The organism is Flavobacterium aquidurense (assembly GCF_001404985.1).
In the GTDB taxonomy this organism is placed as follows: domain Bacteria; phylum Bacteroidota; class Bacteroidia; order Flavobacteriales; family Flavobacteriaceae; genus Flavobacterium; species Flavobacterium aquidurense_B.
This window is the reverse complement of sequence record NZ_JRLF01000006.1, coordinates 511,526-534,547: the sequence shown is the minus strand read 5'-3', so window position 1 is coordinate 534,547 and position 23,022 is coordinate 511,526. Positions and strand designations below refer to the sequence as shown.

At 34.0% G+C, this 23,022-nt stretch carries 25 protein-coding genes and 1 riboswitch; of the genes, 11 read left to right on the top strand and 14 right to left on the bottom strand.

Annotated features, from left to right (window positions below; all coding sequences use genetic code 11):
- Positions 1-20: 20 nt before the first annotated feature.
- The 4 genes from RC62_RS23075 to RC62_RS03950 form a co-directional block, all read right to left on the bottom strand.
- Positions 21-161, bottom strand: coding sequence for a hypothetical protein (locus RC62_RS23075; RefSeq protein ID WP_245176776.1), 141 nt, complete (start codon positions 159-161; stop codon positions 21-23).
- A 642-nt stretch (positions 162-803) separates the two neighbouring features.
- On the bottom strand, positions 804-1,193 hold the full coding sequence (locus RC62_RS03960; RefSeq protein ID WP_055092976.1) for a RidA family protein: 390 nt from the start codon (positions 1,191-1,193) through the stop codon (positions 804-806).
- Positions 1,194-1,368: 175 nt separating this feature from the next.
- A complete protein-coding gene (locus RC62_RS03955; RefSeq protein ID WP_055092803.1) occupies positions 1,369-1,932 on the bottom strand; it encodes a Crp/Fnr family transcriptional regulator in 564 nt (187 codons plus the stop codon).
- Positions 1,933-2,052: 120 nt separating this feature from the next.
- Complete coding sequence (locus RC62_RS03950) at positions 2,053-2,481, bottom strand: hypothetical protein (protein ID WP_055092801.1); 429 nt, start codon at positions 2,479-2,481, stop codon at positions 2,053-2,055.
- A 285-nt stretch (positions 2,482-2,766) separates the two neighbouring features.
- On the opposite strand from RC62_RS03950, the gene RC62_RS03945 reads away from it, so the two are divergent.
- The 7 genes from RC62_RS03945 to RC62_RS03915 all read left to right on the top strand — a co-directional run bounded on the left by RC62_RS03945 (position 2,767) and on the right by RC62_RS03915 (position 8,561).
- Positions 2,767-3,387 carry a ferritin-like domain-containing protein gene (locus RC62_RS03945; RefSeq protein ID WP_055092799.1) on the top strand — a complete coding sequence of 207 codons (621 nt, stop codon included), beginning with the start codon at positions 2,767-2,769 and terminating at the stop codon, positions 3,385-3,387.
- A 447-nt stretch (positions 3,388-3,834) separates the two neighbouring features.
- Positions 3,835-4,665 (top strand): STAS domain-containing protein, encoded by an 831-nt coding sequence (locus RC62_RS03940; protein WP_055092974.1) that lies wholly within the window; start codon positions 3,835-3,837, stop codon positions 4,663-4,665.
- Between the two features lie 18 nt (positions 4,666-4,683).
- On the top strand, positions 4,684-5,082 hold the full coding sequence (locus tag RC62_RS03935; RefSeq protein WP_055092796.1) for an STAS domain-containing protein: 399 nt from the start codon (positions 4,684-4,686) through the stop codon (positions 5,080-5,082).
- The gene (locus tag RC62_RS03930; protein ID WP_055092794.1) at positions 5,063-5,479 is read left to right on the top strand and encodes an anti-sigma regulatory factor; all 417 of its coding nucleotides are present in this window, start codon (positions 5,063-5,065) and stop codon (positions 5,477-5,479) included. Before RC62_RS03935 ends, RC62_RS03930 begins: the two co-directional genes overlap by 20 nt.
- Entirely contained in the window at positions 5,472-6,485 is a 1,014-nt protein-coding gene (locus RC62_RS03925) for a SpoIIE family protein phosphatase (protein ID WP_055092792.1), read from the top strand. Before RC62_RS03930 ends, RC62_RS03925 begins: the two co-directional genes overlap by 8 nt.
- A gap of 5 nt (positions 6,486-6,490) precedes the next feature.
- Complete coding sequence (locus RC62_RS03920) at positions 6,491-8,122, top strand: sensor histidine kinase (RefSeq protein WP_055092790.1); 1,632 nt, start codon at positions 6,491-6,493, stop codon at positions 8,120-8,122.
- 142 nt (positions 8,123-8,264) lie between these two features.
- Positions 8,265-8,561 carry a hypothetical protein gene (locus RC62_RS03915; protein WP_055092788.1) on the top strand — a complete coding sequence of 99 codons (297 nt, stop codon included), beginning with the start codon at positions 8,265-8,267 and terminating at the stop codon, positions 8,559-8,561.
- A 93-nt stretch (positions 8,562-8,654) separates the two neighbouring features.
- Here the strand turns inward: RC62_RS03915 and RC62_RS03910 are convergent, their stop codons facing one another.
- From RC62_RS03910 to RC62_RS03895, 4 genes are all read right to left on the bottom strand, one after another.
- The gene (locus tag RC62_RS03910) at positions 8,655-8,825 is read right to left on the bottom strand and encodes a hypothetical protein (RefSeq protein WP_209435087.1); all 171 of its coding nucleotides are present in this window, start codon (positions 8,823-8,825) and stop codon (positions 8,655-8,657) included.
- A gap of 174 nt (positions 8,826-8,999) precedes the next feature.
- The gene (locus RC62_RS03905; protein ID WP_055092784.1) at positions 9,000-11,174 is read right to left on the bottom strand and encodes a hypothetical protein; all 2,175 of its coding nucleotides are present in this window, start codon (positions 11,172-11,174) and stop codon (positions 9,000-9,002) included.
- 35 nt (positions 11,175-11,209) lie between these two features.
- Positions 11,210-11,950 (bottom strand): transporter, encoded by a 741-nt coding sequence (locus tag RC62_RS03900; RefSeq protein ID WP_055092782.1) that lies wholly within the window; start codon positions 11,948-11,950, stop codon positions 11,210-11,212.
- Positions 11,951-12,029: 79 nt separating this feature from the next.
- Positions 12,030-13,079: a glycoside hydrolase family 130 protein gene (locus RC62_RS03895; RefSeq protein ID WP_055092780.1), complete on the bottom strand. Its 1,050-nt coding sequence runs from the start codon at positions 13,077-13,079 to the stop codon at positions 12,030-12,032.
- 306 nt (positions 13,080-13,385) lie between these two features.
- On the opposite strand from RC62_RS03895, the gene RC62_RS22975 reads away from it, so the two are divergent.
- The 4 genes from RC62_RS22975 (at position 13,386) to RC62_RS03880 (ending at position 17,279) form a co-directional block, all read left to right on the top strand.
- Complete coding sequence (locus RC62_RS22975; protein ID WP_167343844.1) at positions 13,386-13,556, top strand: hypothetical protein; 171 nt, start codon at positions 13,386-13,388, stop codon at positions 13,554-13,556.
- A gap of 300 nt (positions 13,557-13,856) precedes the next feature.
- Positions 13,857-13,956: riboswitch (SAM riboswitch) on the top strand.
- Positions 13,957-14,214: 258 nt separating this feature from the next.
- Entirely contained in the window at positions 14,215-15,198 is a 984-nt protein-coding gene (locus RC62_RS03890; protein ID WP_055092972.1) for a TlpA disulfide reductase family protein, read from the top strand.
- A gap of 64 nt (positions 15,199-15,262) precedes the next feature.
- A complete protein-coding gene (locus RC62_RS03885; RefSeq protein ID WP_055092778.1) occupies positions 15,263-16,744 on the top strand; it encodes an aminotransferase class V-fold PLP-dependent enzyme in 1,482 nt (493 codons plus the stop codon).
- An 88-nt stretch (positions 16,745-16,832) separates the two neighbouring features.
- Positions 16,833-17,279 carry a VOC family protein gene (locus tag RC62_RS03880; RefSeq protein WP_245176775.1) on the top strand — a complete coding sequence of 149 codons (447 nt, stop codon included), beginning with the start codon at positions 16,833-16,835 and terminating at the stop codon, positions 17,277-17,279.
- A 163-nt stretch (positions 17,280-17,442) separates the two neighbouring features.
- Here RC62_RS03880 and RC62_RS03875 read toward each other — a convergent pair whose 3' ends face one another.
- From RC62_RS03875 to RC62_RS03850, 6 genes are all read right to left on the bottom strand, one after another.
- Complete coding sequence (locus RC62_RS03875) at positions 17,443-18,033, bottom strand: hypothetical protein (RefSeq protein WP_055092970.1); 591 nt, start codon at positions 18,031-18,033, stop codon at positions 17,443-17,445.
- Between the two features lie 181 nt (positions 18,034-18,214).
- A complete protein-coding gene (locus tag RC62_RS03870) occupies positions 18,215-18,649 on the bottom strand; it encodes an META domain-containing protein (RefSeq protein ID WP_055092774.1) in 435 nt (144 codons plus the stop codon).
- A gap of 88 nt (positions 18,650-18,737) precedes the next feature.
- Positions 18,738-20,204, bottom strand: a complete 1,467-nt coding sequence (locus RC62_RS03865; RefSeq protein WP_055092772.1) for a glycoside hydrolase family 130 protein — start codon at positions 20,202-20,204, stop codon at positions 18,738-18,740.
- A gap of 379 nt (positions 20,205-20,583) precedes the next feature.
- Positions 20,584-21,594 carry a TQO small subunit DoxD gene (locus RC62_RS03860; protein ID WP_055092770.1) on the bottom strand — a complete coding sequence of 337 codons (1,011 nt, stop codon included), beginning with the start codon at positions 21,592-21,594 and terminating at the stop codon, positions 20,584-20,586.
- Between the two features lie 82 nt (positions 21,595-21,676).
- Positions 21,677-22,033, bottom strand: coding sequence for a hypothetical protein (locus RC62_RS03855; RefSeq protein WP_055092768.1), 357 nt, complete (start codon positions 22,031-22,033; stop codon positions 21,677-21,679).
- A 45-nt stretch (positions 22,034-22,078) separates the two neighbouring features.
- Positions 22,079-22,999: a phytanoyl-CoA dioxygenase family protein gene (locus RC62_RS03850; protein WP_055092766.1), complete on the bottom strand. Its 921-nt coding sequence runs from the start codon at positions 22,997-22,999 to the stop codon at positions 22,079-22,081.
- Positions 23,000-23,022: the final 23 nt, after the last annotated feature.

The following is a 23,022-nucleotide window of genomic DNA, read 5'->3' as shown; positions in this document are numbered from 1 at the left end:
TTTATTGGCAGATTGTGAGTTTATGCATTAGAATTACTTTCTATAATGCTTTTTACACTTTGAATAAAGGTTTCAGTATTGTTGATTTCACCTTTTATATAAACATCATAATCTGTTAATTTAAATTGCTCCAGCATATCTTTTTTAATATACTTTATCATTGATTCAATACTTCGGGTATCACTATCTTTATGTCTTTTTAATTCCCGTTGTTTGCTTTCAAGGTAAGCTAAAGTCTTTTTTAATCTTAGTACATTAATTTTGTCCACACTTAATTTTCTTTAATTTAATAAAAAATAAACGATAATCAGGAATAAGATAAAATTCAATATTTTTCCAAAAACGTAACAGTGAATTGAATTTATCTTATTACAAGACTATCGTTTCATGTAATTACGTTATAATTGACTTTTTAGTTTTGAAATATAATGCAAAAAATTAAAAATATTTGTAAGATTTTTAAATTTTTCACTCTAACGAATTGATACACTATTATTTATAAGAAAAATCTACGGTCTGAAAAATTATTCGATTGTTGGTTTTTAGACTTTAGACTGTTAGATTATTGGACTTTTGGATTGAAAGATAAAAGATACAAGACAAAAAAATGAGATCTGGAGAGATTAAAATTGGTGTAAAAAAATGCTTGTAACAGATCATTACAAATGAGTATTAATAAAACACAATAAAAAATAAATTGTAAGAATCCAATAGTTCAACAATCAAAATCTAACAGTCCAACAATCTAACAGTCCAACAATCTAACAATCCAAAAATCCAAAAATCCAAAAAAAGATATCGATCTACTTTACCACAGTAGCTTCTAATTCGACTTTTAAAGTTTCAAAAAGGCTTTTGACTTCTAGTAAAGTAGTGGCTTGTTTCATGCCGTGTTTTGAAACCCAATCCTGAATAATATTAAAATGGGGCCAGAGTTCACTGGTATTTGTCGTGTAGATATTTAATCTTACAATTCCTTTGCATTCATAACCTGCTTCTGTGATTACCTGTTCCAGATTTTTTAGAGCAAGAATGATCTGGGATTCCATATTTTCATTGCTTGAAATTCCGTTTGCATCAATAGCGGTTTGTCCTGAAACATACAAAGTTCCTTCGGGATTTTTTACTTCTACGGCTTGTACATAACTGCGTTGGTCCTGCCATTGCCAGGGATTGATTGCTCTTTTTTCCATTTGTTTAGCTTTTTTAGATTGTGCCAATATTGGCATCGTAATTAATAATAGAAATGCTAAAAGTTTTGCTGTTTTTTTTCATGATTACAGTTTAAAATTTATACTGCAAAATTGAGAATAACAACCGGAACGGAGTCTTGACATTTCTCACGAATTTTATGTGAGGTATGTCACATCAGGAAGATAATCTGCTTAAGGTTTCACGCGATACGCCCAGATATGAAGCAATAAGACTTTTAGGAACACGCTGAATAAGTGACGGATATTGTTTTAAAAGCTGCTCGTAACGCTCTTTTGAGTTTGATGTTTGCCAGGATATAATACGGCGTTGTGATCCCAGAAAACCAAAAGTAGCTTTCTCCAGAAAAAAACGTTCCATTTTTTGCAGGCCATCGCAAAGTTTTTTATAATCTTCAAGTGTACAGCAAAGAACCTCAGTATCTTCAAGACATTCTAATGACATTGTAGCTTCTGTTTGGGTAAAAAAAGCATAATAATCACTTTCCCACCAATCCTCTAAGGCAAAAGAAACAATATGTTCTTTGGCTTTATGATCTGTATAGACCAATTTTAAAAGACCTGAAATTATAAAAAAGGAATATTTTACAGGATCACCTTCCTGAATTAGATATTGATGCTTCTTAAATTTTTTGGTTGTAAAGTGAGCATACACAAAGGCAAATTCAGCATCTGTCAATGGTATTATTTTTTCGATATGTTCTCTAAGGTTTGCCGGCATATTAAAATTCAAAGTTATCGAAATTTTAAGAATCAGAATGTATTTATGATTTATAAATAAAAAGTCCGCAGTTCAATTCAATCGAAATGCGGACTTTCTCGTTTTATCAAAGGATGATGCCTATAATACGTGTGCTAATTTTCTTTTAATATAATCAAGGGCACCAGTAGACCATAATGTAACCAAAATTAATACAGGCTGAAAAATTAGCCTGATCAATCTGGCCCTGTCTGTATCAAGACCAAAAGCATCAGTACCATTTATATATTGGGCAATATTACCCGGAAACACCAAGACATAAAAAATGGCCAGTGCCAGGCCTGTTTGTATTTTATATTTTGTTAGAAAAACCATTGCAAGTCCCAGAGCAATCTCTACTATACCGGACAGTATCACAACAAGATCTTTATCCAGAGGAACCCAGTTAGGGACTTGTGCCTGAAAATCTTGTCGCTGAAAAGTAAAATGTCCAATAGCAGCCATTATCATAAAGAGACCTAAAAGGATTCTAAAAAAATTTTGTGTTTTAGTTGTTGTATTATTTGTCATAATAAGGAATTGTTTTTACAATATTTTTTATTTGAATGAAGTACTATAATTAAGGCAATAAAAACAAAAACTAAGCTTGTCTCTAAATACCACAATAGACTCAAAAGTAAGGATGGAAGATTGTTATCGAATTACATAATTATATTTGTTTGTTATACAATTAAAACTTTGTTATGTATTGATTTATAAGGGTTTAAAAGATGTAAGATTGAGATTTAATTCTATAAGATTCTCATAAGACATGAGTTATACATTTGACTTATAAAATTTTAAAAAAAAAACATCATGAAAGATTCAAACACAAAAACACCGGCTAAGAAAACAACTGCTACGGCAAAATCTACAACTGCAACAAAAACTGCAAGTACATCAAAAACTACAACACCAAAAGGAGTTGTTAAAGCAAAATCATCTGCAGCAGATGGATTGAGAGAATTATTTGTAGATTCATTAAAAGACATTTACTGGGCAGAGAAAGCTTTGACAAAAGCACTTCCTAAAATGGCTAAAAATGCAACTTCTCAAAACTTAATTGATGCGATCAATGACCACCTTACAGTTACAGAAAATCAGGTAACAAGATTAGAGCAGGTTTTTGCATCTATTGGAGAAAAAGCAGCAGCAAAAAAATGTGATGCTATGGAAGGCCTTATTAAAGAAGGTGAAGGTATTATGGAAGAAACAGAAGTAGGGGCAGTACGTGATGCCGGAATTATTGCTGCATCTCAAAAAATTGAGCACTACGAAATCGCTACTTACGGAACTCTTGCTGCATTTGCAAAAACTCTGGGAGAGGATGAAGCAGTAGAATTGTTAGTTCAAACTTTAAATGAAGAAAAAGAAGCAGACGTAACTCTTACAGAAGCGGCTTACAATACTATTAATTTTGATGCTACTGAAGAGTAAAATTAATTGGTAATCAGTTCTTTATATTAAAAAAACCTGCAATTATTTAATTCGCAGGTTTTTTTACTTTTAGCAAGAAAATTATTAGTAGATTTGGTTTTTTATATTTAATGTTATTAAGCTAATTTTACATGTTAATAGTGTAAGATTAAGAGGTAATTTTATAAAATTATTATTAACGTGTAATATACATTTGATAAGCATTTTAGAGTATAAGACCTTCATTTTTTTAAATAAAATTATATTAAAAGCCAGAATTAGCGATTAATTTTTTTTTAATGTAAAATTGAAAATGTAAGTTCTTTATTTTGAGATTGCTATAGTTTAACCTGAGAAAATAATTTCTAAAAGATTTTATTTTTGATAGGTTTTAAAGCATTTTTTTAAATTTAATAAATCCACACCTATACAAATATATTGTTCCATCCAAATCCAAATTTAAAACAAATGCAAAATAATGTCCTAAGCAGCTTAAAAGAGCACGAAAACAAATTACTAACCATATGGTCTCAACTTCTTCTGGAAAACGGATCAACTGATGGGATAACTGAAGAAGAAGAATCAAAAGAATTTACCTCACTGTTATTGGATGCTTTACGTATCTCAAATGGCAACAACCAGGAATCAGAAGAATTCGAAAAAGTACATGATTTACTTATCGGAATTTCAAGTTCAAGAGCAAAAAGAGGTTTTTCGCCAAGAGAAAATGCACAATACCTTATTTCGTTTAAAGAAGCGGCTTCACAAATTCTTTCAGAATTAGAAAGAGATCCTGTAAAGCTTTATGATGCTAATTTAATATTAGGCAGCGTTATAGATAACATGACTATCATGACTTTTGAGGCGTATATGAAAGGTCGTGAAGATGTAATTTCAAGACAAATTGACGAAATTAGTGAGATTTCGACTCCGGTTATCAGAGTTTGGGATGGTGTTGTTGCTTTACCAATCATTGGGACACTTGACAGTTCAAGAACTCAGGTTGTAATGGAAAATCTTTTACAGCAAATCGTTGATACAGGAAGTTCTATTGCTATTCTTGATATTTCAGGTGTACCGGCAGTAGATTCTTTAGTAGCACAGCATTTAATAAAAACGGTAAGTGCAACACGTTTAATGGGAGCAGAATGTATCATAAGCGGTATTCGTCCTGAAATTGCCCAAACGGTTGTACATTTAGGTATAGATCTTACCGGTATTATCACAAAAGCATCACTTGCAAGTGCGCTTCAAACAGCATTTGACATGCTGCAGCTTACTGTGGTAAAGAGAAAATAATTCAATAAGATTTAGAACATGGAAAGAATTCCTATACTTAAGATGGGAGATTTTTTGTTGGTTACCATACAAGTAGATTTGTATGATCAACTGGCAGAAAACCTGGAATCAGACTTAATAAATACTATAAATAAATACAGCTCAAAAGGTGTACTAATTGATATATCAGCAGTTTCTATAATTGATTCGTTCATGGGGCGTATCCTTGGGAATATTGCCGTTATGTCTAAAATTATGGATGCCCAAACAGTGGTAGTAGGAATGCAGCCTGCAGTTGCTATTACCCTTGTAGAACTTGGATTGTCCTTAAATGGTGTTATAAGTGCCCTGAATGTTGAAAAAGGCATGGATCTGCTTCGCGCAAAAATGTACAATGGCGATAATCAGGAGCAGACTTATGACGACGACAACGAATAATAAAGAAGAGATACTTATCATAAAAGAACAGGATGTGGTGCCATTGCGTAACCGCGTGAGGGATTATGGCGTAAAAGTTGGAATGAGTATCTTAAATCAAACCAAGTTAATTACTGCTACAAGTGAACTTGTTCGTAACCTTTTGAAATATGGAGGCGGCGGAAAAGTCGTTATAGAATCTGTCAGCAACGGGCGCGACAATGGTGTTCGTGTTACTTTTATTGATAATGGCCCTGGAATACCAGATATTACATTAGCCATGAAAGACGGATATAGTACAGGAAAAAGTTTGGGCCTTGGCTTGCCGGGTACAAAAAGACTTGTAAATGAGTTTGATATTAAAACAGAACTGGGAAACGGAACAACTGTTACCATAACAAAATGGAAAAATGGATAATACATTTTCGAGTTATAAAATCGACGATCGCAGTCTGATCGCTTTTATAAAACGAGAAATACATAATTTGGCGCTTCAATTGGGATTTACGCCTCACAGAGCGGCAGAAACAGATATAATAGTTGCTGAACTAACTTCTAATTTAATTAAATATGCACAAGGCGGTGAACTCTTATACAGGGCACACCATGCCGATGGACATAACCAGATCGAGATTTATTGCCTGGATAAAGGAGTAGGGATTGATAATATAGCCAAAATAATGAATGACGGTTATTCTTCATCCAATACGCTTGGCCACGGCTTAGGCGCCATAAAAAGACTGAGTAATGATTTTCAGATTTATTCCCTGAGAAATTGGGGAACTGTTCAATATGTTAAAATTTGTGATAAATTGGATTTTGACATTCCATTAATGGCAAGCGGATTCAATTTTTCTGCCGTTAGTGTAAACTATCCCGGAGAACGCTTTTGTGGTGACGGATATTATATTAAATATTCAAAAAAAGGTTTTTACATTTTTGTAGGAGACGGTTTAGGTCACGGAGCAAATGCTCATGAGGCCGTACAACAAGCTATAAAAGCGTTTAAACAAACGACAGAGCATGAACCAACAGCTATTCTTAGAGAAATTCACGAAAAAGTAAAAAAAAGCAGGGGATTGGTGGCTACCATTGCAGCAGTAGATTATAAATCTGAAAACTGGAACATTTGTGGTGTTGGTAATATCAATACACGTATTTATCGCGGCTTAGAAAATAAAACCTATACCCCGTATAATGGGATTATAGGCCATAATATTCCGCGTACCTTAAACAGCACGATTGTACCTTATCAAAAACATCAGATTATAGTAATGCATAGTGACGGACTGCGTACCAGATGGAACTTAAACGATCTTACTTCGATCATTAAGCAAAATCCGGGTGTGATCGCTTCCTCTTTATATAAAGATAATATCAGAGGTACTGATGATGCAACAGTTCTTGTTGGAAAAATAATTTAAGTGCTATGAAGGAGATTGTAAAAATTAATCTTGATAACGAAATGGACTTAATTCTTGCCCATAAACGAGCAATGAAAATTGCCGAAATGTGCGGTATGCCATCATCAGCGCAGACAAGATTTTCGACAGCCGTATCTGAAGTGGCCAGATGTTCTATTGCCAAAGGGAAAAACTCAGTTTTAGTTATTGGAATAAACGTCATCAGACCAACTCAAAAAGAGATACTGGCGATACTTACCGATACTGTAGATCTAAAAAAATGCAGCCCTGAAGCATTTGAATATGCTGCAAAAATATCAGGCGATATCGAGTATACATTTGCAAACAATCAATCTGTGACTAAATTGAGCCAGCCGGTATTAGCTCCTGGACTTTTGTCTGATATAAAAATCAAGAGTTTAGTCGATTATTTTAAATACGAACCTCCTTTATCACCTTATGACGAAATCAGAAAAAAGAATATTGAGCTTATAGCATTATCAGAAAAACTGGGAGAAAGCGAGAACAGGTACAGACAGCTTGCCAATACGCTTCCGGTTTTAATATGTATAGTGAATGAGCGAAATAATGTTTTGGTAACCAATGATTCCCTTAAAAATTATTTGCAATTGCCTTTAACAGTTTTTGATAAAAAAGCGTTGGGCAATTTTATTCATCCTGATGATCTTGAAGCAATAGGAGAAGGGTGGAGCAAGGCAAAGAAAACAAGATCTGACTTTTTTGGAGAAACCAGAATCAAAAAAGATTCAGTATATGTCTGGCATCTTATTTCGATTGTACCCAATAAAGCAGAAGACGGATCTTTTAATAGCTGGCTTATTTATTTTGTTGATATCAATGCTCAAAAAACAGTAGTAGAAACACTTAAGGATAATTCTGAATTAAAAATGATTCAGCGTGAATTAGAAAGTGCGAATTCAAAATTATTATTTAAAAATAAAGAACTGGAGCAATTTGCCTTTATTGCCAGTCATGATTTACAAGAACCACTTCGTAAAATTATGATTATGCTATCGCGTGCAGGAGAACATTTATCTGAAGAACAGCGAAAACAATATTATTTTGACAGAATCAGTCTTGCAGCCGGAAGGTTATCTGATTTGATTTCAGACGTTTTAAATTATTCCAGAATAGATAATAAAATTCATCAGCTTACGCAGGTTGATCTTAACGAAATTATCACAGAAACCTTAAATGACCTAAGCATGGTTATTGAAGAAAAAAATGCCCTGATTCACATAAGTCCATTGCCGGAAGTTACCGGATTAAGTACACAGTTGCGTCAGTTATTTTATAATCTGGTCAATAATGCACTTAAATTTAATGCGGCACAACCCTCTGTGAGTATTACTGCAACAACTTTTTCTGCTAATAATTCTCTTCCTGACAGTAATTTAATTCCGTTTGGAGAATATCACCTGATTTCGATTGCTGATAATGGTATCGGGATGGACAGTGATTATTCTGGTCGAATATTTGATATGTTTCAAAGACTTCACCAACGCGATCAATATGGCGGTAACGGAATTGGTCTTGCTTTATGCAAACGAATCATAGAAAACCATAACGGAGCAATTAATTTTACAAGCCAACCCGGACAAGGAACAACGTTTTATATTTATTTGCCAAAAAAATAATGATGTAAGGTTTAAATATTATCAAATTGAAAGTAATAGTCTGTCATAATACGTATTGTGTAACATATCTGATAAATGATGTAAATTATAACACAATCAGTGTTTTAACTTCGTATTAATATTATAAACTAAAAAAACTATCATGAAAAACTTATTCAAGATCAAAATGGCGGCACTTGTTCTATTTGTTGGACTTGCTTTTTCTTGTAAAAAAAATGAAACTGCTCCCGCAGATAATTATACAAACGAAAGCGATTCGACTCAAACAACGGTGGATAGTATTTCTCCTAACTCAGACACAACAAATCTTAATACAAGTACAACCGGAACAACCGGTGCAACTGGTGAAGGTTCTACGGGTTCAGGCTCTGCAGGAACATTACAAAAAGGAAACACTAGTGTGCGAACAGATTCTACAAGTACAGCAAAAGGAAAATAGGCATTAAATAATTACTGAAGCTTTATTTAATGTCAAAAAAAACCTGTAGCAATTGCTACAGGTTTTTTAATGCCTTTTTTTTAATATCATAAATTAGTGACCTGATTCTAAATAGGATTTGAAATTAGTAATATTGTCTTTGACCAATTTTTCGAAATAAGGATTAAAGAATGATGCGATGCGTTCTCCCGCAATGCCCAATGGAGCCTGATAAGAAATGGTTACATCGATTTCAGTAGCCTTGCCTTTTGGTTTAAAAATCACTTTTCCCACATTCTTAATAGTAGAATTATCAAGTGATTGCCAGCCTAAAAGTTTTTCTTTTTTATCTTTTATAATTTAGGCTAATACATATCAGTGTCTAATACTTATAGATTTGATGTTAGAGTTTGTAAGATTGCCAGTTGCAGGTGTATCACATTATCAATAAGCTTTAGTTTATTTCCATTGTATTTTTAGTACACCTTTTCCTGAAACTTCGTATTCTTTCACTTTTTTATTTTTCTTCCTGCCTTTCAGGATTTCCCGATCCTGAAGTACATCTATTTTATGATTGATTGTATTAAGTGCAATAATTTTCAAATTGCAATGCATGTCCGGATCACCATCCAATACTATTGTTACTGATTTTCCTTTCTGTGTATAATGAGTAACAGGATAATCTACAAAAACCAGAAAATCTTCCTTTACTTTTATGTATTGTCGCGGTACGATGCCAAACGCAATTCCGGCACCATAAACTTCTTGGCCTACTTGACCACTCTGTTCCCAGCCGTTGTATAAATCCTCTAGTGGAATCCAGAGATCAGGTTGTAATTCTCCGGTTTTTACTTCTTCAGAAAGCATTTCCTTTGGTAACATAGACGGATAATAATAAGCAATTCTATTAATCGCATATTTAATAAATTCAGGAATCAAAATTCTTAAAGAAGGTAATATTGCTACGTCTTTCGCCTGAATCAAATACTCTGATAATGCAGCATAAACTTCCATTTCTTCATAAGCAGATGTGTAAGGCGCATCGTTAAGCGGAAAAACAGAAAAGAAATTATTAAAATTTTTTCCATACCCATATTGGCAATCCCATATTTGCATGTTTTTGAACAAACCCGCTAGACAGGTATAACTAATATTCAAATAAAGCTTTTTGTTGGTTATTTTATAAAGTTCTAAAAGTGCGCCGGCAGCAAAAGAAGTATTGTTTGCCTGATAAAAAATATCAGATCCTATATCTGTTAGTTTTTTAGCGGCTTTTTCTGCTTCGTTCAAATAACGTTTTTCTTTTGTCAGGCGGTAAAGCAACAGCATTAAATGTGCATATGCTCCAGGTACATCTTTTTCTCCGCCATCTCCCGGTGCAGTTTCTTTTTTTATAACCTCAAATGTCTCCATGTCATAAAATACCGGCCATTCATATTTAAAATGATGCGCAACCTTAATTACATAATCAATAGAATCGATTACTAGTTTTTCTGCAGTTTTATCCTTGTGCAATGCTAATCTGGCAAGATTCATTAATGGGTGATGGAGATACCAGGAATCCATAACCATTTCTTTTTTTTGCTCCTCAGAGTTGTCCAGCTCATCGCATAATGCAGGAAGCCAGCGATTGATGCACTTAATTTTTGGGTCATAAAACTCCGGAAGTCCACTAATGAGATCAACACATAGCGGTTGTTTTTCGCCAGTCCATTTTTCAAATTCTTTGCAGGGAACAGCTACGGCAAGCTGTACCATACTTTCTGCAGGAGTTTTATAATCGCACAAATAAGCATTGAGATATGGAAAACCGTTAGTTTGTGTCCAGGCTCCTTTGTTATGGTATAAATCTTTTGATACTTTTTGGGCAATTTCCGGCCAATTGTGATATTCAATTTTTGGATGGGGAATTACGCTATATATTTTACTCAGATTATTTAAAAAATTTTGACATAGTAATGAAGGATCTTCCGCTGTATCTTCGAAAATAACATACGCATCAGAAATTATAAAAGGCTTGCCGGAAGGTATTGGCAGCTCTTTTGTAACAGGCAATTTAAAGCCAATTTCCGGCCAGTCTCCACCAACAGTTTCTGCTGCCGAAGTTTGGGTAGCCTCGCAATATGGTGAAAGTGACGTAAGATTTTGGAAATAAAATATCGAACCGCTCTTAGGATTCGTCATCGTTGCATAAAGCAATCCTGATCTGGTACCTTTCTGGTGTATATGAATTTTTCCGTTAGTGTTTTCGACACTTCCGTTTTGGGTAAGCGGCATTATATCACGAGGCCAGAACGGAATCATTAAGGGCATATTTGCTGTAAAAGCGGTTGTATAATGTAAATAATTGTCAGGAAAATCAATTTTGACTTCATAACTGCCCAGTCTTGAGTTGAGCATAATTACGATAGTATCTCCATCATCAAAAAGATTGACAACTTCAAAGCAACTGTTCATTCCAAATGCGGCACGAAATGCCATTTTTCTGTTTTCAGGCAGCAGCGCGACAATCCACAAAGAGTCTCCTGTATTATACAGTTGATAGGTATAATCAAAAATTTTTCTTTCTAATAATACCTCACTATTTTCAATATCTGCCTGCGCAGTTGCGCTCCAAGGTGTAACTGTGTTCATAATAATAAGTTTAATTAATAAAAAAGAATGACTGATTAAATGCGGACTGATAATCCTATTTCAGCAAATTTTTCTGAGTTGGCATGCATAATTCCCGTTCCGGTTATAAAATCCAACTGTACATTTTTGTTCACAACAAATAAAAGACCTGTATCTACAGTATTCTCTGCATGATGTTGAGGTACAGCAAAACCATACGATTCTACGAATATTTTTATTTTTTTGGTTATGGAATGATCTGCAGAAAGCGTATAAACATATTCAGGCTGTAAAGTATCCGGAAGCCAGTGAATCCCTAAATTATACCCCAGACGTGTTACTTTTGAAAGCTCATGCTGGGCAAGAACCCTGATTTCAGGACTGTACTTTTTTTCCTGATAGGCATTATCAGCCATCCACGGAATGCTTACACGAGCCAGAACACCAACATCAGGAACGGCTCCTTTATGATCTATAATATGATATTTTGCGCCTATCACAACAGGTTCTATACCAGTGACATTGTCATCATCTTCATGCGATATCTTTAAAGCAGTTTCCACACGGACTTCTAAGTTTTTAATGATGCCGTAACGCAATACAAGTTCAGGAATTTCAAAAGTATGTTCGCTGTGATCCTGCTCAAACGAAAACCCGCTTTCTATTTGCAAATGTTTCGCAATAACCGTATTTGGGCCTTCGGTTTCATTTGGGCGGTCAGTTTGCATTTGCTGCGCCAGAATATCCGGAGAAAAACAAAATAATGCCAAAGCAGTAAGAGAGTAGAATATTTTCATAATTTAATTTTTTTAAGCTCATACAAATCCTGTCCGGGATTCTAAAATCTGGACTTAATATGTTTTTAATATGTTTTTTTTAATATTTTAAAGTCGATAGAATTTCCTTTATCGAGAAATGCGCGCCACACACAAATTCATCTGCAGCTCCATAATACACCGTTAGTTTGTCCCCTTCAACGACATGACCATTTGTAAAAACGACATACCCAAAAAATCCGCTTAATTCATAATTTTCCATAGGAACCATTATGGGTTCTGTCGATCTCGCAATTACTTTAGACGGATCTTCGAGATCCATTAAAAATGCGCCAAGACAATATTGATGTGCTGCATTTGCACCATGATAAATTTCGAGCCATCCTTCTTCTGTCCGGATTGGTGCAGCTCCCGCGCCAACTCTTGCACTGTCCCATAAATCCTGACGTGTTTTTATAATGCATTTGTGATTTCCCCAATGCACACCATCCGGTGATTCAGCGAGCCAGATAAAATTACCTCCAATTTCAGGACTTGAAGGGCGGTGCAAAGCATAGAATTTGCCGTTTATCGTTTCTTCAAAAATGGCACAATCTTTATTATGAGGAGAAAGAATCATTCCTTTTGATTCGAAATTTTTCCAGTCTTTGGTCGTACGAAGCCCAACACCAACACCATTGTCAGATACAGCCGTATACGTTAAATAATAGGTGTCATTTACTTTACTTACCCTGCAATCTTCTATGCCAAATTGTTCCAGAATTCCATTACCCATTATAGGCAGTGTATTTTCAGGTTCGTAAAAATGAACGCCGTCATCGCTGCAAACCAGTCTTAAATGCGAAAGTGTGGTGAGATAATCGAGACCTTTATATTTTATGACCCTTGCATCATTGGCAATCAAATCCGGATCGTTAAGTGGCACTTCTATTATTTCGACTTTGCCCAGGGCATTAATAACCGGAAAAAAAATTACACCTTCTTTTTGTGTAATCGACTCCGCAACCCGAACCAATAGCCAGACCTTGTTTTCGAAAATAAAAGCTCCCGGATTTAACAAACTTATAATTTGCAATTCATTACTGCTTGCGTGTAAATCTTTTGGCATTAATAAAGGATTTTCCGGAAAACGACGGGCTATATCACTCATAATTGTCTCTGTATTAGAATTGTTTTAAGGAACTTGATGAATAGTATAAAATTATCTTATTCATAAATCATAATTCTTATATAATCTAATGGAGATTTTATAAAATTTAAGACCATATTATTCCTTTAAAAAAAATAGTAATTAATTGATTTAATGATAAGTTATTGGTTATATAACCCAAAATTTTAATAATATAAAAGGATTTTAAAATTGTATAAAATAAGCAGATGATCTAATCTTAATTTTACCATCAGAGCAAGAATAAGAATTCATGCTTCATATTTTTCTAATTTAAAAATTGATGTTATGTTTAAGAAAGGACAAAATGTAAAACAGGAATTTGGTAATCAGGTTATGAAAGTAATTGATTTTGAACCGGAATTAATTGAGAATATTATTACCCAATGGGAGGATGAATTGGGAAATATCATGACAGGAAAATTTACAGAATCGCAGCTTGTAATCGCAGATGAATAAATCTGGAAAGCTTCACCAATCCTGAAATAACCCCCGTGTTTTATAATCTTTTTTTTGCTTTGCTCATCATTGCTTAAAATAGAAGCATAATTTTTTTTTTATCTTTTTACTATTTTTAAAATCATGTTATTTTATAAGTGTTTGATAATGTGGGCTTAATTGTGATTTTTATTGTTAAAAAAGCTTTCATACAAATTATATATTAAGCACTTAATGAATAAATAGTTTAAAAATAATTTCAAACTATACTAATTACATAGAATTTATATATATATTTGCAGAGTAGAAAAAATCTACGTGAACTTATCCAGAAAGACTGAGGGAATAGGCCCAATGATGTCTTAGCAACCTGTTGCCAAATAAGGTGCTAAATCCTTCCGCTGCGGCGGACAGATAAGAAAGATTTCTTTAGTAAATCTGAATAAGATCATTATTAGTAAATCATTTATTTTTTAGAATGAAAACGGAATTATTATTACACGACAATACTCAAAAACACAACTTGTTTTTAAAAGAAGCAAACCACTTTAAGGTTTTCTCAATGCAATACACTTAGACTTTTTTAAACCATACCCTTTTTTATCGCTTAATGATAGGCCATTTTTGCAGGTCAGGAAATTTCTATGCTTTAAATAAATCAAATCAAAATCCAATAAAAATGAAAAAAATAATAGTAATTCTGGCTTTATGTCTTACTGCAGTAACAACTCAGGCTCAAGAAGCAAATGTGCAGTTAAAAGGAACAGTTACAGATACTGTGGCAAAATATGTTTACCTGCAAAAGTTTCACAATAAGATGTTTACTACCATAGATTCAGTAAAAGTTACAGACGGAAAATTTAGTTTTAAAACAAAAGTAAAACTTCCTGAATTGTATGGTTTAAGCGTAAACACAGCAAATAATCCGTTGTACATTTTTTTAGAAAAAACGCCTATTACGGTAAAATTAAGTCCGGTTAAATATTACAGCACATCTGTTGTAGAAGGTTCTGCATCTCAGGATTTGTTTGATGTTTACAGAAAAAACCAGGATATTGATATAACTAAATTTATAGCAGAACATCCCAGCTCTATAGTTTCTGCATATGTATTGTATAGAAATTGGTCGTATAGATTAACGCCGGAACAGATCACGCAAAACATTGCACTCTTAGATAAAAGTCAGCAGAATACAACTTATGTAAAAGAACTTCAGGAGCTGGTAAAAGTTTTAAACGGGTTACAAGTAGGTAAAAAAGCACCGGATTTTGTATCTAAAGATCCTGAAGGAAAATCAGTTCGTCTTTCAGAAAATCTGAAAGGATATACATTAGTTGATTTCTGGGCTTCATGGTGTGCGCCTTGCCGAAAAGAAAATCCAAATATCGTTGCAGCCTACAAAGAATATCATGATAAAGGGTTTAATGTATTTGGAGTTTCCCTGGACAAAAAGAAAGAAAACTGGATAAAAGGAATTCAGGACGATCACTTAGACTGGCTGCAAGTTTCAGAGCTCATTTACTGGAACAGCGAGATTGCAAAACTATACGGAGTAAGGGCAATTCCGTCTAATTACCTGGTAGATTCAAAAGGTATTATCGTAGCAAGAAACCTTCGTGGCGAAGAACTTCAAACGACGCTTAAAGCGCTTTTGAATAAATAAACGTACAGGTTATTTATTCTGGGAAACGACAACAAAAATAAGTTAACTTAAAAATGATACGGAAATGAATGCTACAGATAAGAAAACGAAACCAAGTCAGTCAGAGCAGTATTTTTCTAAATTCAGAGAAAATACAATTGGAGTAAACCACACCTTTGAATCTGCTTATGGCGTACAAAATTTGCTTTATGCAGACTGGGTTGCCAGCGGAAGATTATATACCCCGATTGAAGATATCATGCGCAATAAAATAGGGCCTATGATTGCCAATACGCATTCTTTTTCGAGCGAAACAGGCAAGGCTTCTACTTATGCATATAATCACGCCAGAGCAGTAATCAAAAAACATGTAAACGCAAATGAAGCTGATGTTTTAGTAGCAACAGGAACCGGAATGACGGCTGCTTTATCAAAATTGCAGCGTATTATAGGGTTGCGTCATGCTAATAATACAAATGATAATGATAAACCTGTAGTTTTTATAACGCATATGGAGCATCATTCTAATCAGGTTTCGTGGTACGAATCGAATGCTGATGTTGTGGTTTTACAACCTGATGAAAATAATTTGACAGACCCGAAAAAACTTATTGAAGCTCTTAAAAAATATGCAGACAGAACGATAAAAATTGGTTCGTTTACAGGATGTTCAAATGTCACGGGAATTATAACTCCGTATCATGAACTGGCGAAGATCATGCATAAGAATGGTGGTTATTGCTTTGTTGATTTTGCAGCTTCGGCACCATATGTTCAAATCGATATGCATCCGGAAGATCCGGACGAACAATTGGATGCAATTTTCTTTTCGCCACATAAATTTTTAGGCGGACCCGGAACTTGCGGTATTCTGGTTTTTAACGAGAAACTCTATAAATCTAATTTTCCTGATAATCCCGGCGGAGGAAATGTAAAAAGTACGAATCCGTGGGGAGGATATCATTACAGTGATAGTATCGAAGTCAGGGAAGACGGCGGAACTCCTGGTTTTTTGCAAGTAATAAGAACAGCTTTATCCCTGAAACTCAAAGAGCAAATGGGAGTTGCAAACATTCATAAAAGAGAAAAAGAATTACTGGATCTTTGTTATGCCGAGTTTCAAAAGATTCCGGGTTTATCGATTTTAGGCGATCTTAAAACAGATCGAATAGGGAGTGTTTCTTTTTTGATTGATGATATTCATTATAATTTAATCGTGAGATTATTAAACGATCGTTTCGGAATCCAGGTTCGTGGCGGATGGTCCTGCGCGAGTACTTATGCACATTATTTGTTTGATATTGATAAGATTAAATCACAAGAAATAACAAATGAACTGCTTCAGAAGAACCAAACCAACAAACCGGGATGGGTTCGTTTATCTTTACATCCGATAATGACAAATGAGGAACTTATATTTATTTGTGATGCCATAAAACAAGTAGCAGCAAATTATAAAGAATGGCAAAAAAATTACCAGCATAATATTGCTACAAACGAATATGAAAATCTTCTGGCAAAAGAAACTATAGAAGAAAACGTAAAGGAATGGTTTATACTGGAATAAATTTACCCGGCTTAGTTTTATCAAAGCTCCAGAGAAGCGATATCTTAATTAATTTTCCGAATAAACATTTTACAACAAAAGAATCAGAATGAATAATAATATAATAGGTTTTCATCATTTTGCGATTAAAGCACATGATTTTCAAAGAACAGTACAATTTTACGAAACACTCAATTTTGAAGTTGTACACGGCTGGAGTTTACCGGAATTCAATTTAGAAAAATGTGTTATGCTAAAAAATAAAGCATTTGATTGTTATATAGAAATATGCGATAACAATGCTGATTTTCCTACTCAGGGGCGTAAAAGAAAGCAAGGTGATCCATATGTCGAAAATTCACTTTTGCATATTTGTTTTACGGTTATTGATGCCAAAAAAGCATATGATGAAGCAATAGAAAATGGCGCAAAACCATTATCACAAAAAGAAACTCTGGAACTTAAAGACCGTAAAAAATCGGTAATAGTTAGTAATAGTCTGGTGTACAGCCCGAATGGAGAAGTTATTGAATTTCTGGAATCTGTTGTTTTTTAAAGAGTTGAAAAAACGTTACTACAGAAATCAATAAGAGGAGTTATCCTCTATTTAACCCCGTTCCTGATCAGGACGGGGTTTTATTTTTATAAAATAGATTGTAAAAAAAAAGTCCAATTCGGGTTAAATTGGACTTACTTTTTTAGATCATGCAGGTTTTAAATTATTCCTTATATAAAATAATAGTGGCTTTGTATCCTGTACCCACATTCCACTGGCTGGCTTCAATAACAGCTCCTTTATCATCATAAACCTGGAATTCTGCCGTATTAGGCGAAGCTGAACCTTCGTTTAACGCTTCAAAATCGATTTTATTGATTCCGGGAACTAATGTTATTTTAAATCCCTGAAATTCTCCCACTAAATTTACTTCCGGTTCAATAACCTTATCATTTAGAAATACTCTTATTTTGTCGCCATCTACGAAAGCGGCATCACGATAACGAACTGTAGAAACGGCTGTATTGGTTACAAAAGCACCCAGATATTCATTTCTTCTGTAAAAAATACCTTCAACATTGGCTTCTTTTTTATACAGGCTATTATTTTTATACAGATCATCCGGACTAATTTTTATAACTGTAGGTTCTTTTACAGGAGGCGTATCATTTGGCGGAGTTTCAGTTGGCGGCAGGGGTTCTTTTATTTCAGAATTTTTAGCCGGAATTGGTTTGTATTTGTCTTTAAGTTCTTTTTGCGAATATCCTTGTAGAGAGATGCTTAATATAGTGACCAGAAACAATATTTTTTTCATACTTTTTTTCATATTAATAAAACAAATGAGTCGTTAAAACAATAAGCATTAACGTCTCTTTATAAAACATTTAATTAAAGGATTTATTGCCTTTATTGGGAATTATTTATGTATTAAAAATAAACCCGACAATCTCGATACTTCGCGACTGTCGGGTTTAAATCCTGATAAAATCAGTTTTTTATTTATTTACTTTTTTAAATCGCATCATTGGAATATCTTTCATATTCAAATTAAGTTTCCCGTCTTTGTCAATAGAATAACTGTCGATTTTTTTAATTGTCTGTACAAATGTTTGTTCCCCGCCACCTTCACAGAACATCATGGTTGCCGGGCCTTGTTCACCAAAAGTAAGAGATTGTCCTTTTATGGTAAATGGTGCACTATACCCATTGCAACCAGCATTTCCGTAGACTTCTCCTTTTTCTTTATCAAACTTGATATAGGGTTTTTTATCCGGATATAAACCTTCAAAAGCGATACGCGGACCAGAAATATATTCTAATTCCCAGGATGTATTATAGAGATCATCAGTTTTTGCAGTATCTTTCATTGTATTACAAGAATTAAAAGAGAGTGTTAAAACAGAAACGAATAGTAGTATGTAATTTTTCATAAAATAAGATTTTTGAACATAAATTTAAAGATTTTTATCAGAATTCAACTGATAAAAAGTAGTTTTTTTTGAGACTTTATAAGATTAATTATTTACTTTTTTTCAGGGCATCTATCAATTCTACCATATCGACAACAGCATAAGTAGACGAATAATCAGATACCGCATAAGGTAATATAAGGCTATTGTTATGAATAATTGCACCGCAGGAATACACTACATTTGGTACATATCCTTCACGTTCGTCTTCAAGTGGCGAAAGCAGGGGTTCTTTAAGTCTCCCGATTTCTTTAGACGGATCATCAAGATCAAATAATGAAGCACCTATGCAATAACGTCGCATTGTACCTACACCGTGGGTAATTACAAGCCAGCCTTCTGTGGTCCAGAGTGGCGATCCGCAGTTTCCTATCTGAGTCAGTTCCCAAGTATAACGTGGTTCCTGTAAAAGTATCGGATTGTTCCATTGTGTAACTCTTTCAGAGTACATAATATAATTATTTACACCATCGATTCTTGCCAACATAGCATATTTGCCCTTTATTTTTCTAGGAAACAATGCCAGATTTTTATTCTGTGCACCAATACCATGAAGCGGCATTACTCTAAAGGTATAAAAATCTTCGGTCGAAATTAGTTTAGGTAAAATAGTATGTCCGTTATAAGCGGTGTAAGTTGCCATTACACGATTTGAGTCATCGTCATCGATAAAACGTACAAATCGTGCATCTTCGATACCGCGGCTTTCAGATTCTGATATCGGAAATATAACACGTTCCGTAATATCTGAGTCGTGCTTGAATTGCAAATCATAAAAAGAATCAGCCAGCCAGATTATTTCTTCTAACGCGGTTCTTCTTTCCTGGCGTATTGACGGATCACTTAAGGCTGTACTGACCATGCTTTTTAATACGGCAAATTCAAATTCTTCCGGCAAGTCCTGCATGATTTGGGCAATATATTTGTCCTGCGTGTGCATTTCAGATAATTTCAATAAAAAACGCTCTTTATTGAATAGGGTTTTATGCTCAATCTCAGCCTTATCTATATTATGACCAATTTTCATTATCTGCAGGTTGTTGTCTTTATCCAGAATACCTCTTCTAAAAACTATCGAGGAAATGTGACCTTCTCCGGTTGCACGAAACGAAATGATTACGCGTTTTTCTCCTGCTTCAAGACCTGACTGATCAAAATCTTCTACAATCGAAGGGTTGAAAATGGCAGCAGATTCTATCGCGTATTCCATAGTGCAATAAGATCCTATCAGCATTTTTCGATCCAGCGAAATGGCTTCGTAATCGATTTGCATGGCTTCGATTACATCTCTGATTTTTTCGCAGTGCCTGAAAAATATAGCCGAAATATTTCGATGGCGTCTTGCAAATTCACGAAGTGTTTGCTCTAATGTTTCTAATACCTGCTTTTCATCCAGCATCATTATCCTGCCCACCATTTGTTGGGTCCGTTCTTCGCCATTCATAAAATATCGTGCAACAACTCTTTTTGAATCTGGTGTGAATTTTATGTTTTTACGGATGACTGATACTCGCATAATTTGTATGTTTTTTGTGTTTTTTAGAAAAGTTATTTCAGGTTAAAAACGGATTAAATTGTACCTGTTTGAAACAATATTAATATCAAATATTGTCTCTATTTCTATACAAGTTAATGATTTTGTTAACTAAAAAAAACTTTATTTTTAAAATTTTAGTTCACTTTTTACTTCTTAATGAATGCTTGATAGCTGTAATTAAAGATCATTAATCACTTAAAGCCAATATTTGACTTGCTATGAAAAAAGCGATAATGACCGATATACTCAAATTATAGTAAAATATTTTATAACGCAAAAAAGTGCTAAATCTTTTATTTAGCACTTTTATGTTTAATCCTGAAGAATTTATTTTAAAATTACATATGTAAGATAAATGTTATAAAGTAATTTCTTGTGTCCACTTTTCCCCGCTAATATCAATTAGTTCCAGAATATATTTATCTGTTGTATTCCTGATAGAAGCAATCTTGAAATTTAATGTGGCTTTAGCGCCCAAAGGCAAAATCAGACTGTGTTTTCCGGGTTTTACTCTGGCAACATAATCGTTTTTGATTTGTTCTTTTGCAAGATGTGAGAGTTGTGCCTGATTTTGTTCAAAAATAATGTTTCCCTGTTGGTCTATTAATTTAATACCAATAAGAAAAGAACCATAAACATCAGCTCCTTCATCCCTGAATACTGTAAAACTTAAGGTGTTATTTTGAATGAAAGCATTGCTGATAGTAACATGCGGTTTTACAGAAAGATTATGCAATTTGCCATACACACCTCCATGAAAATATTGATTGGTAAATAGAGTTAGCGCCAGGATAAATACAGATCCTGCCAGTACAAGTTTGTTTGCAATATTGTCTTTTAGAGGTAAAACTCCGGACCCCAGAAGTCTGAACCATTTTTTAGCAGTAAAGGATTTGTTTTTTCTAATAAAATACTCGTCCATAGAATATTTTCCACCGCCTGACATAAAAATTGTAAACCCCGCCGCGACACCCAGAATTCCAATTTGCCATTCGTCAAGGCAAGTTGTTCCAAGCCAGCCGGAACCCAGTAAAATACCAAATGCCAGACCAAAAACGCCTATACTCATTAATCTGGTAAAAAGACCAAACATAAATAGAAGTCCAACAATTCCTTCGATAACAGTAAATGAAACCATTGCCCACCAAAGACTTTCCGGATTAGAAACAAGATGTTCTATAATAGGTTTTATACCCAATGCATTAGGAAGAAAATGATTGAATTTTTCTCCGATATATCCCGCTTCATCAGGATTTAATTTATTCTCTAAAATTAGCCTTCTCCAAAAAGCAGAAAAATAAGTCCAGCCAGCTACCCAGCGCAATGTCGTAGTAAACATTCCGCCATATAAATAGGTTTGATTGTTCATTGTGATTTAAATTTAATGATAGTAAATACGTAAAAACTTCAATAAAATAATATTGAAGTGTATGTTGCTTGCAATCAAAAAATCAAATCAAATATTGCTCGTGTAATAAATAAACCGGAATAATTTTGAAGCTCTTTTTCTCCCAAATCGATGTTATGGGAATTTTAAGCGTAAAACGAGGGTGCTGAAAAACAGTAAATCGTGAAGGATAATTTTTTAAATCGTGATCATGAAGTGAACCTAAAGTCTTTTTAGCGGTTTTATCAATCGCTGTAAAACAAACAACTGACTGATCGTTATTTGTGTTGTTTTTTAATTCGTTTATCGGGATATCCAAAACGAGTTTAATTTCTCTTTTAGCAGTACAGGGCAGGCATACAAAAAACAACATCATGATGATGATTGTTCTTGAGAAGATATTTCTTATGCCATATTGCATTATACTTTTTTTTAGAATTTTAAATGTAACAAAAAAATACTACAATCAAAGCCATTCCCCGGCTGTATTATAATCATCCGGCAAATAAGTAAGGTATTGAACCATTCTTGGTTTTTCGCCTTTGTTTGGTGTCGCACAATGTGGTAATCTATTGTCCCATATGATAAAATCTCCTGCATTGCCCAATATTGGTTCAGGTTTCAGGGTTTTAACAGCTTTATCTCTGGGATTTTCATCCGGATCAAGATTATTGAGCCAATGATTTATAGTATTATGAAAACCCGGAACACAATGAAAAGCGCCATCATCAGCACCACAATCAGTAAGATAGAGTAGTCCCTGAAGCCCAAAAATTATAGGTTGTTTTAAACTGGTGTCCCAATGAAGCGGACTTCCTAAAAAAGTAAATTCATCAGTTTCAGGAGGGTTAAAGCTTACTTTGTCTATCGTTTTATATATCCGGGATGAATTATAAAGCTGTTCATATGCTTTTTTTATCTTTGGCGAAAGCCTGTTTTTATTTAAGGTTTCATGATCAGAAAAATTGAGCATTAATCCTTTTTGGTCGTTATGTCTTTTGTACCAGGTTTCTTTTTTGTCAGGATCCATTTCCAGATAAGCCCAAATAGCTTGTTGTGTCTCTTCGCAATCTTTTTTTGAAATGGCATTTTTTATAATGATGTACCCGTTTTTAGTCCAAAAATCGAGATCTTTTTCTGAGAGTACTTGATCTACAGGTTCTTCAGTTATAGTATTCTTGTTTTTCTGTTTCGTATTGATCCAGGTTTTAAAAGTTTCAAAATCAGGTTTTTCAAAGTATAAAAACTGTAGTGTTTCCTCCATACCAATTCCTAATAAATACAAGGCCTTAATTTCTTCGTTCCAGCTTTGTGTATCATTTTTGGCAGGAAGATCTGAGGGAAACAAAGCGCGTTTCCATAGTTTTTCAAGAATAGTCAAATGCATAACTGTTAGTGGTTTATAGTTTT

Excerpts from the sequence above, each read along its gene's own strand:
- RC62_RS03935 (WP_055092796.1), top strand. The coding sequence starts at position 4,684 with ATGGAAAGAATTCCTATACTTAAGATGGGAGATTTTTTGTTGGTTACC.
- RC62_RS03920 (WP_055092790.1), top strand. The coding sequence starts at position 6,491 with ATGAAGGAGATTGTAAAAATTAATCTTGATAACGAAATGGACTTAATT.
- RC62_RS03880 (WP_245176775.1), top strand. The coding sequence starts at position 16,833 with ATGAATAATAATATAATAGGTTTTCATCATTTTGCGATTAAAGCACAT.
- RC62_RS03885 (WP_055092778.1), top strand. The coding sequence starts at position 15,263 with ATGAATGCTACAGATAAGAAAACGAAACCAAGTCAGTCAGAGCAGTAT.
- RC62_RS03900 (WP_055092782.1), bottom strand. The coding sequence starts at position 11,950 with ATGAAAATATTCTACTCTCTTACTGCTTTGGCATTATTTTGTTTTTCT.
- RC62_RS03855 (WP_055092768.1), bottom strand. The coding sequence starts at position 22,033 with ATGCAATATGGCATAAGAAATATCTTCTCAAGAACAATCATCATCATG.
- RC62_RS03895 (WP_055092780.1), bottom strand. The coding sequence starts at position 13,079 with ATGAGTGATATAGCCCGTCGTTTTCCGGAAAATCCTTTATTAATGCCA.
- RC62_RS03950 (WP_055092801.1), bottom strand. The coding sequence starts at position 2,481 with ATGACAAATAATACAACAACTAAAACACAAAATTTTTTTAGAATCCTT.
- RC62_RS22975 (WP_167343844.1), top strand. The coding sequence starts at position 13,386 with ATGTTTAAGAAAGGACAAAATGTAAAACAGGAATTTGGTAATCAGGTT.
- RC62_RS03945 (WP_055092799.1), top strand. The coding sequence starts at position 2,767 with ATGAAAGATTCAAACACAAAAACACCGGCTAAGAAAACAACTGCTACG.
- RC62_RS03915 (WP_055092788.1), top strand. The coding sequence starts at position 8,265 with ATGAAAAACTTATTCAAGATCAAAATGGCGGCACTTGTTCTATTTGTT.
- RC62_RS03865 (WP_055092772.1), bottom strand. The coding sequence starts at position 20,204 with ATGCGAGTATCAGTCATCCGTAAAAACATAAAATTCACACCAGATTCA.
- RC62_RS03960 (WP_055092976.1), bottom strand. The coding sequence starts at position 1,193 with ATGGAAAAAAGAGCAATCAATCCCTGGCAATGGCAGGACCAACGCAGT.
- RC62_RS03940 (WP_055092974.1), top strand. The coding sequence starts at position 3,835 with ATGCAAAATAATGTCCTAAGCAGCTTAAAAGAGCACGAAAACAAATTA.
- RC62_RS23075 (WP_245176776.1), bottom strand. The coding sequence starts at position 161 with ATGATAAAGTATATTAAAAAAGATATGCTGGAGCAATTTAAATTAACA.
- RC62_RS03875 (WP_055092970.1), bottom strand. The coding sequence starts at position 18,033 with ATGAAAAAAATATTGTTTCTGGTCACTATATTAAGCATCTCTCTACAA.
- RC62_RS03850 (WP_055092766.1), bottom strand. The coding sequence starts at position 22,999 with ATGCATTTGACTATTCTTGAAAAACTATGGAAACGCGCTTTGTTTCCC.
- RC62_RS03890 (WP_055092972.1), top strand. The coding sequence starts at position 14,215 with ATGAAAAAAATAATAGTAATTCTGGCTTTATGTCTTACTGCAGTAACA.
- RC62_RS03905 (WP_055092784.1), bottom strand. The coding sequence starts at position 11,174 with ATGAACACAGTTACACCTTGGAGCGCAACTGCGCAGGCAGATATTGAA.
- RC62_RS03930 (WP_055092794.1), top strand. The coding sequence starts at position 5,063 with ATGACGACGACAACGAATAATAAAGAAGAGATACTTATCATAAAAGAA.
- RC62_RS03955 (WP_055092803.1), bottom strand. The coding sequence starts at position 1,932 with ATGCCGGCAAACCTTAGAGAACATATCGAAAAAATAATACCATTGACA.
- RC62_RS03870 (WP_055092774.1), bottom strand. The coding sequence starts at position 18,649 with ATGAAAAATTACATACTACTATTCGTTTCTGTTTTAACACTCTCTTTT.
- RC62_RS03860 (WP_055092770.1), bottom strand. The coding sequence starts at position 21,594 with ATGAACAATCAAACCTATTTATATGGCGGAATGTTTACTACGACATTG.
- RC62_RS03925 (WP_055092792.1), top strand. The coding sequence starts at position 5,472 with ATGGATAATACATTTTCGAGTTATAAAATCGACGATCGCAGTCTGATC.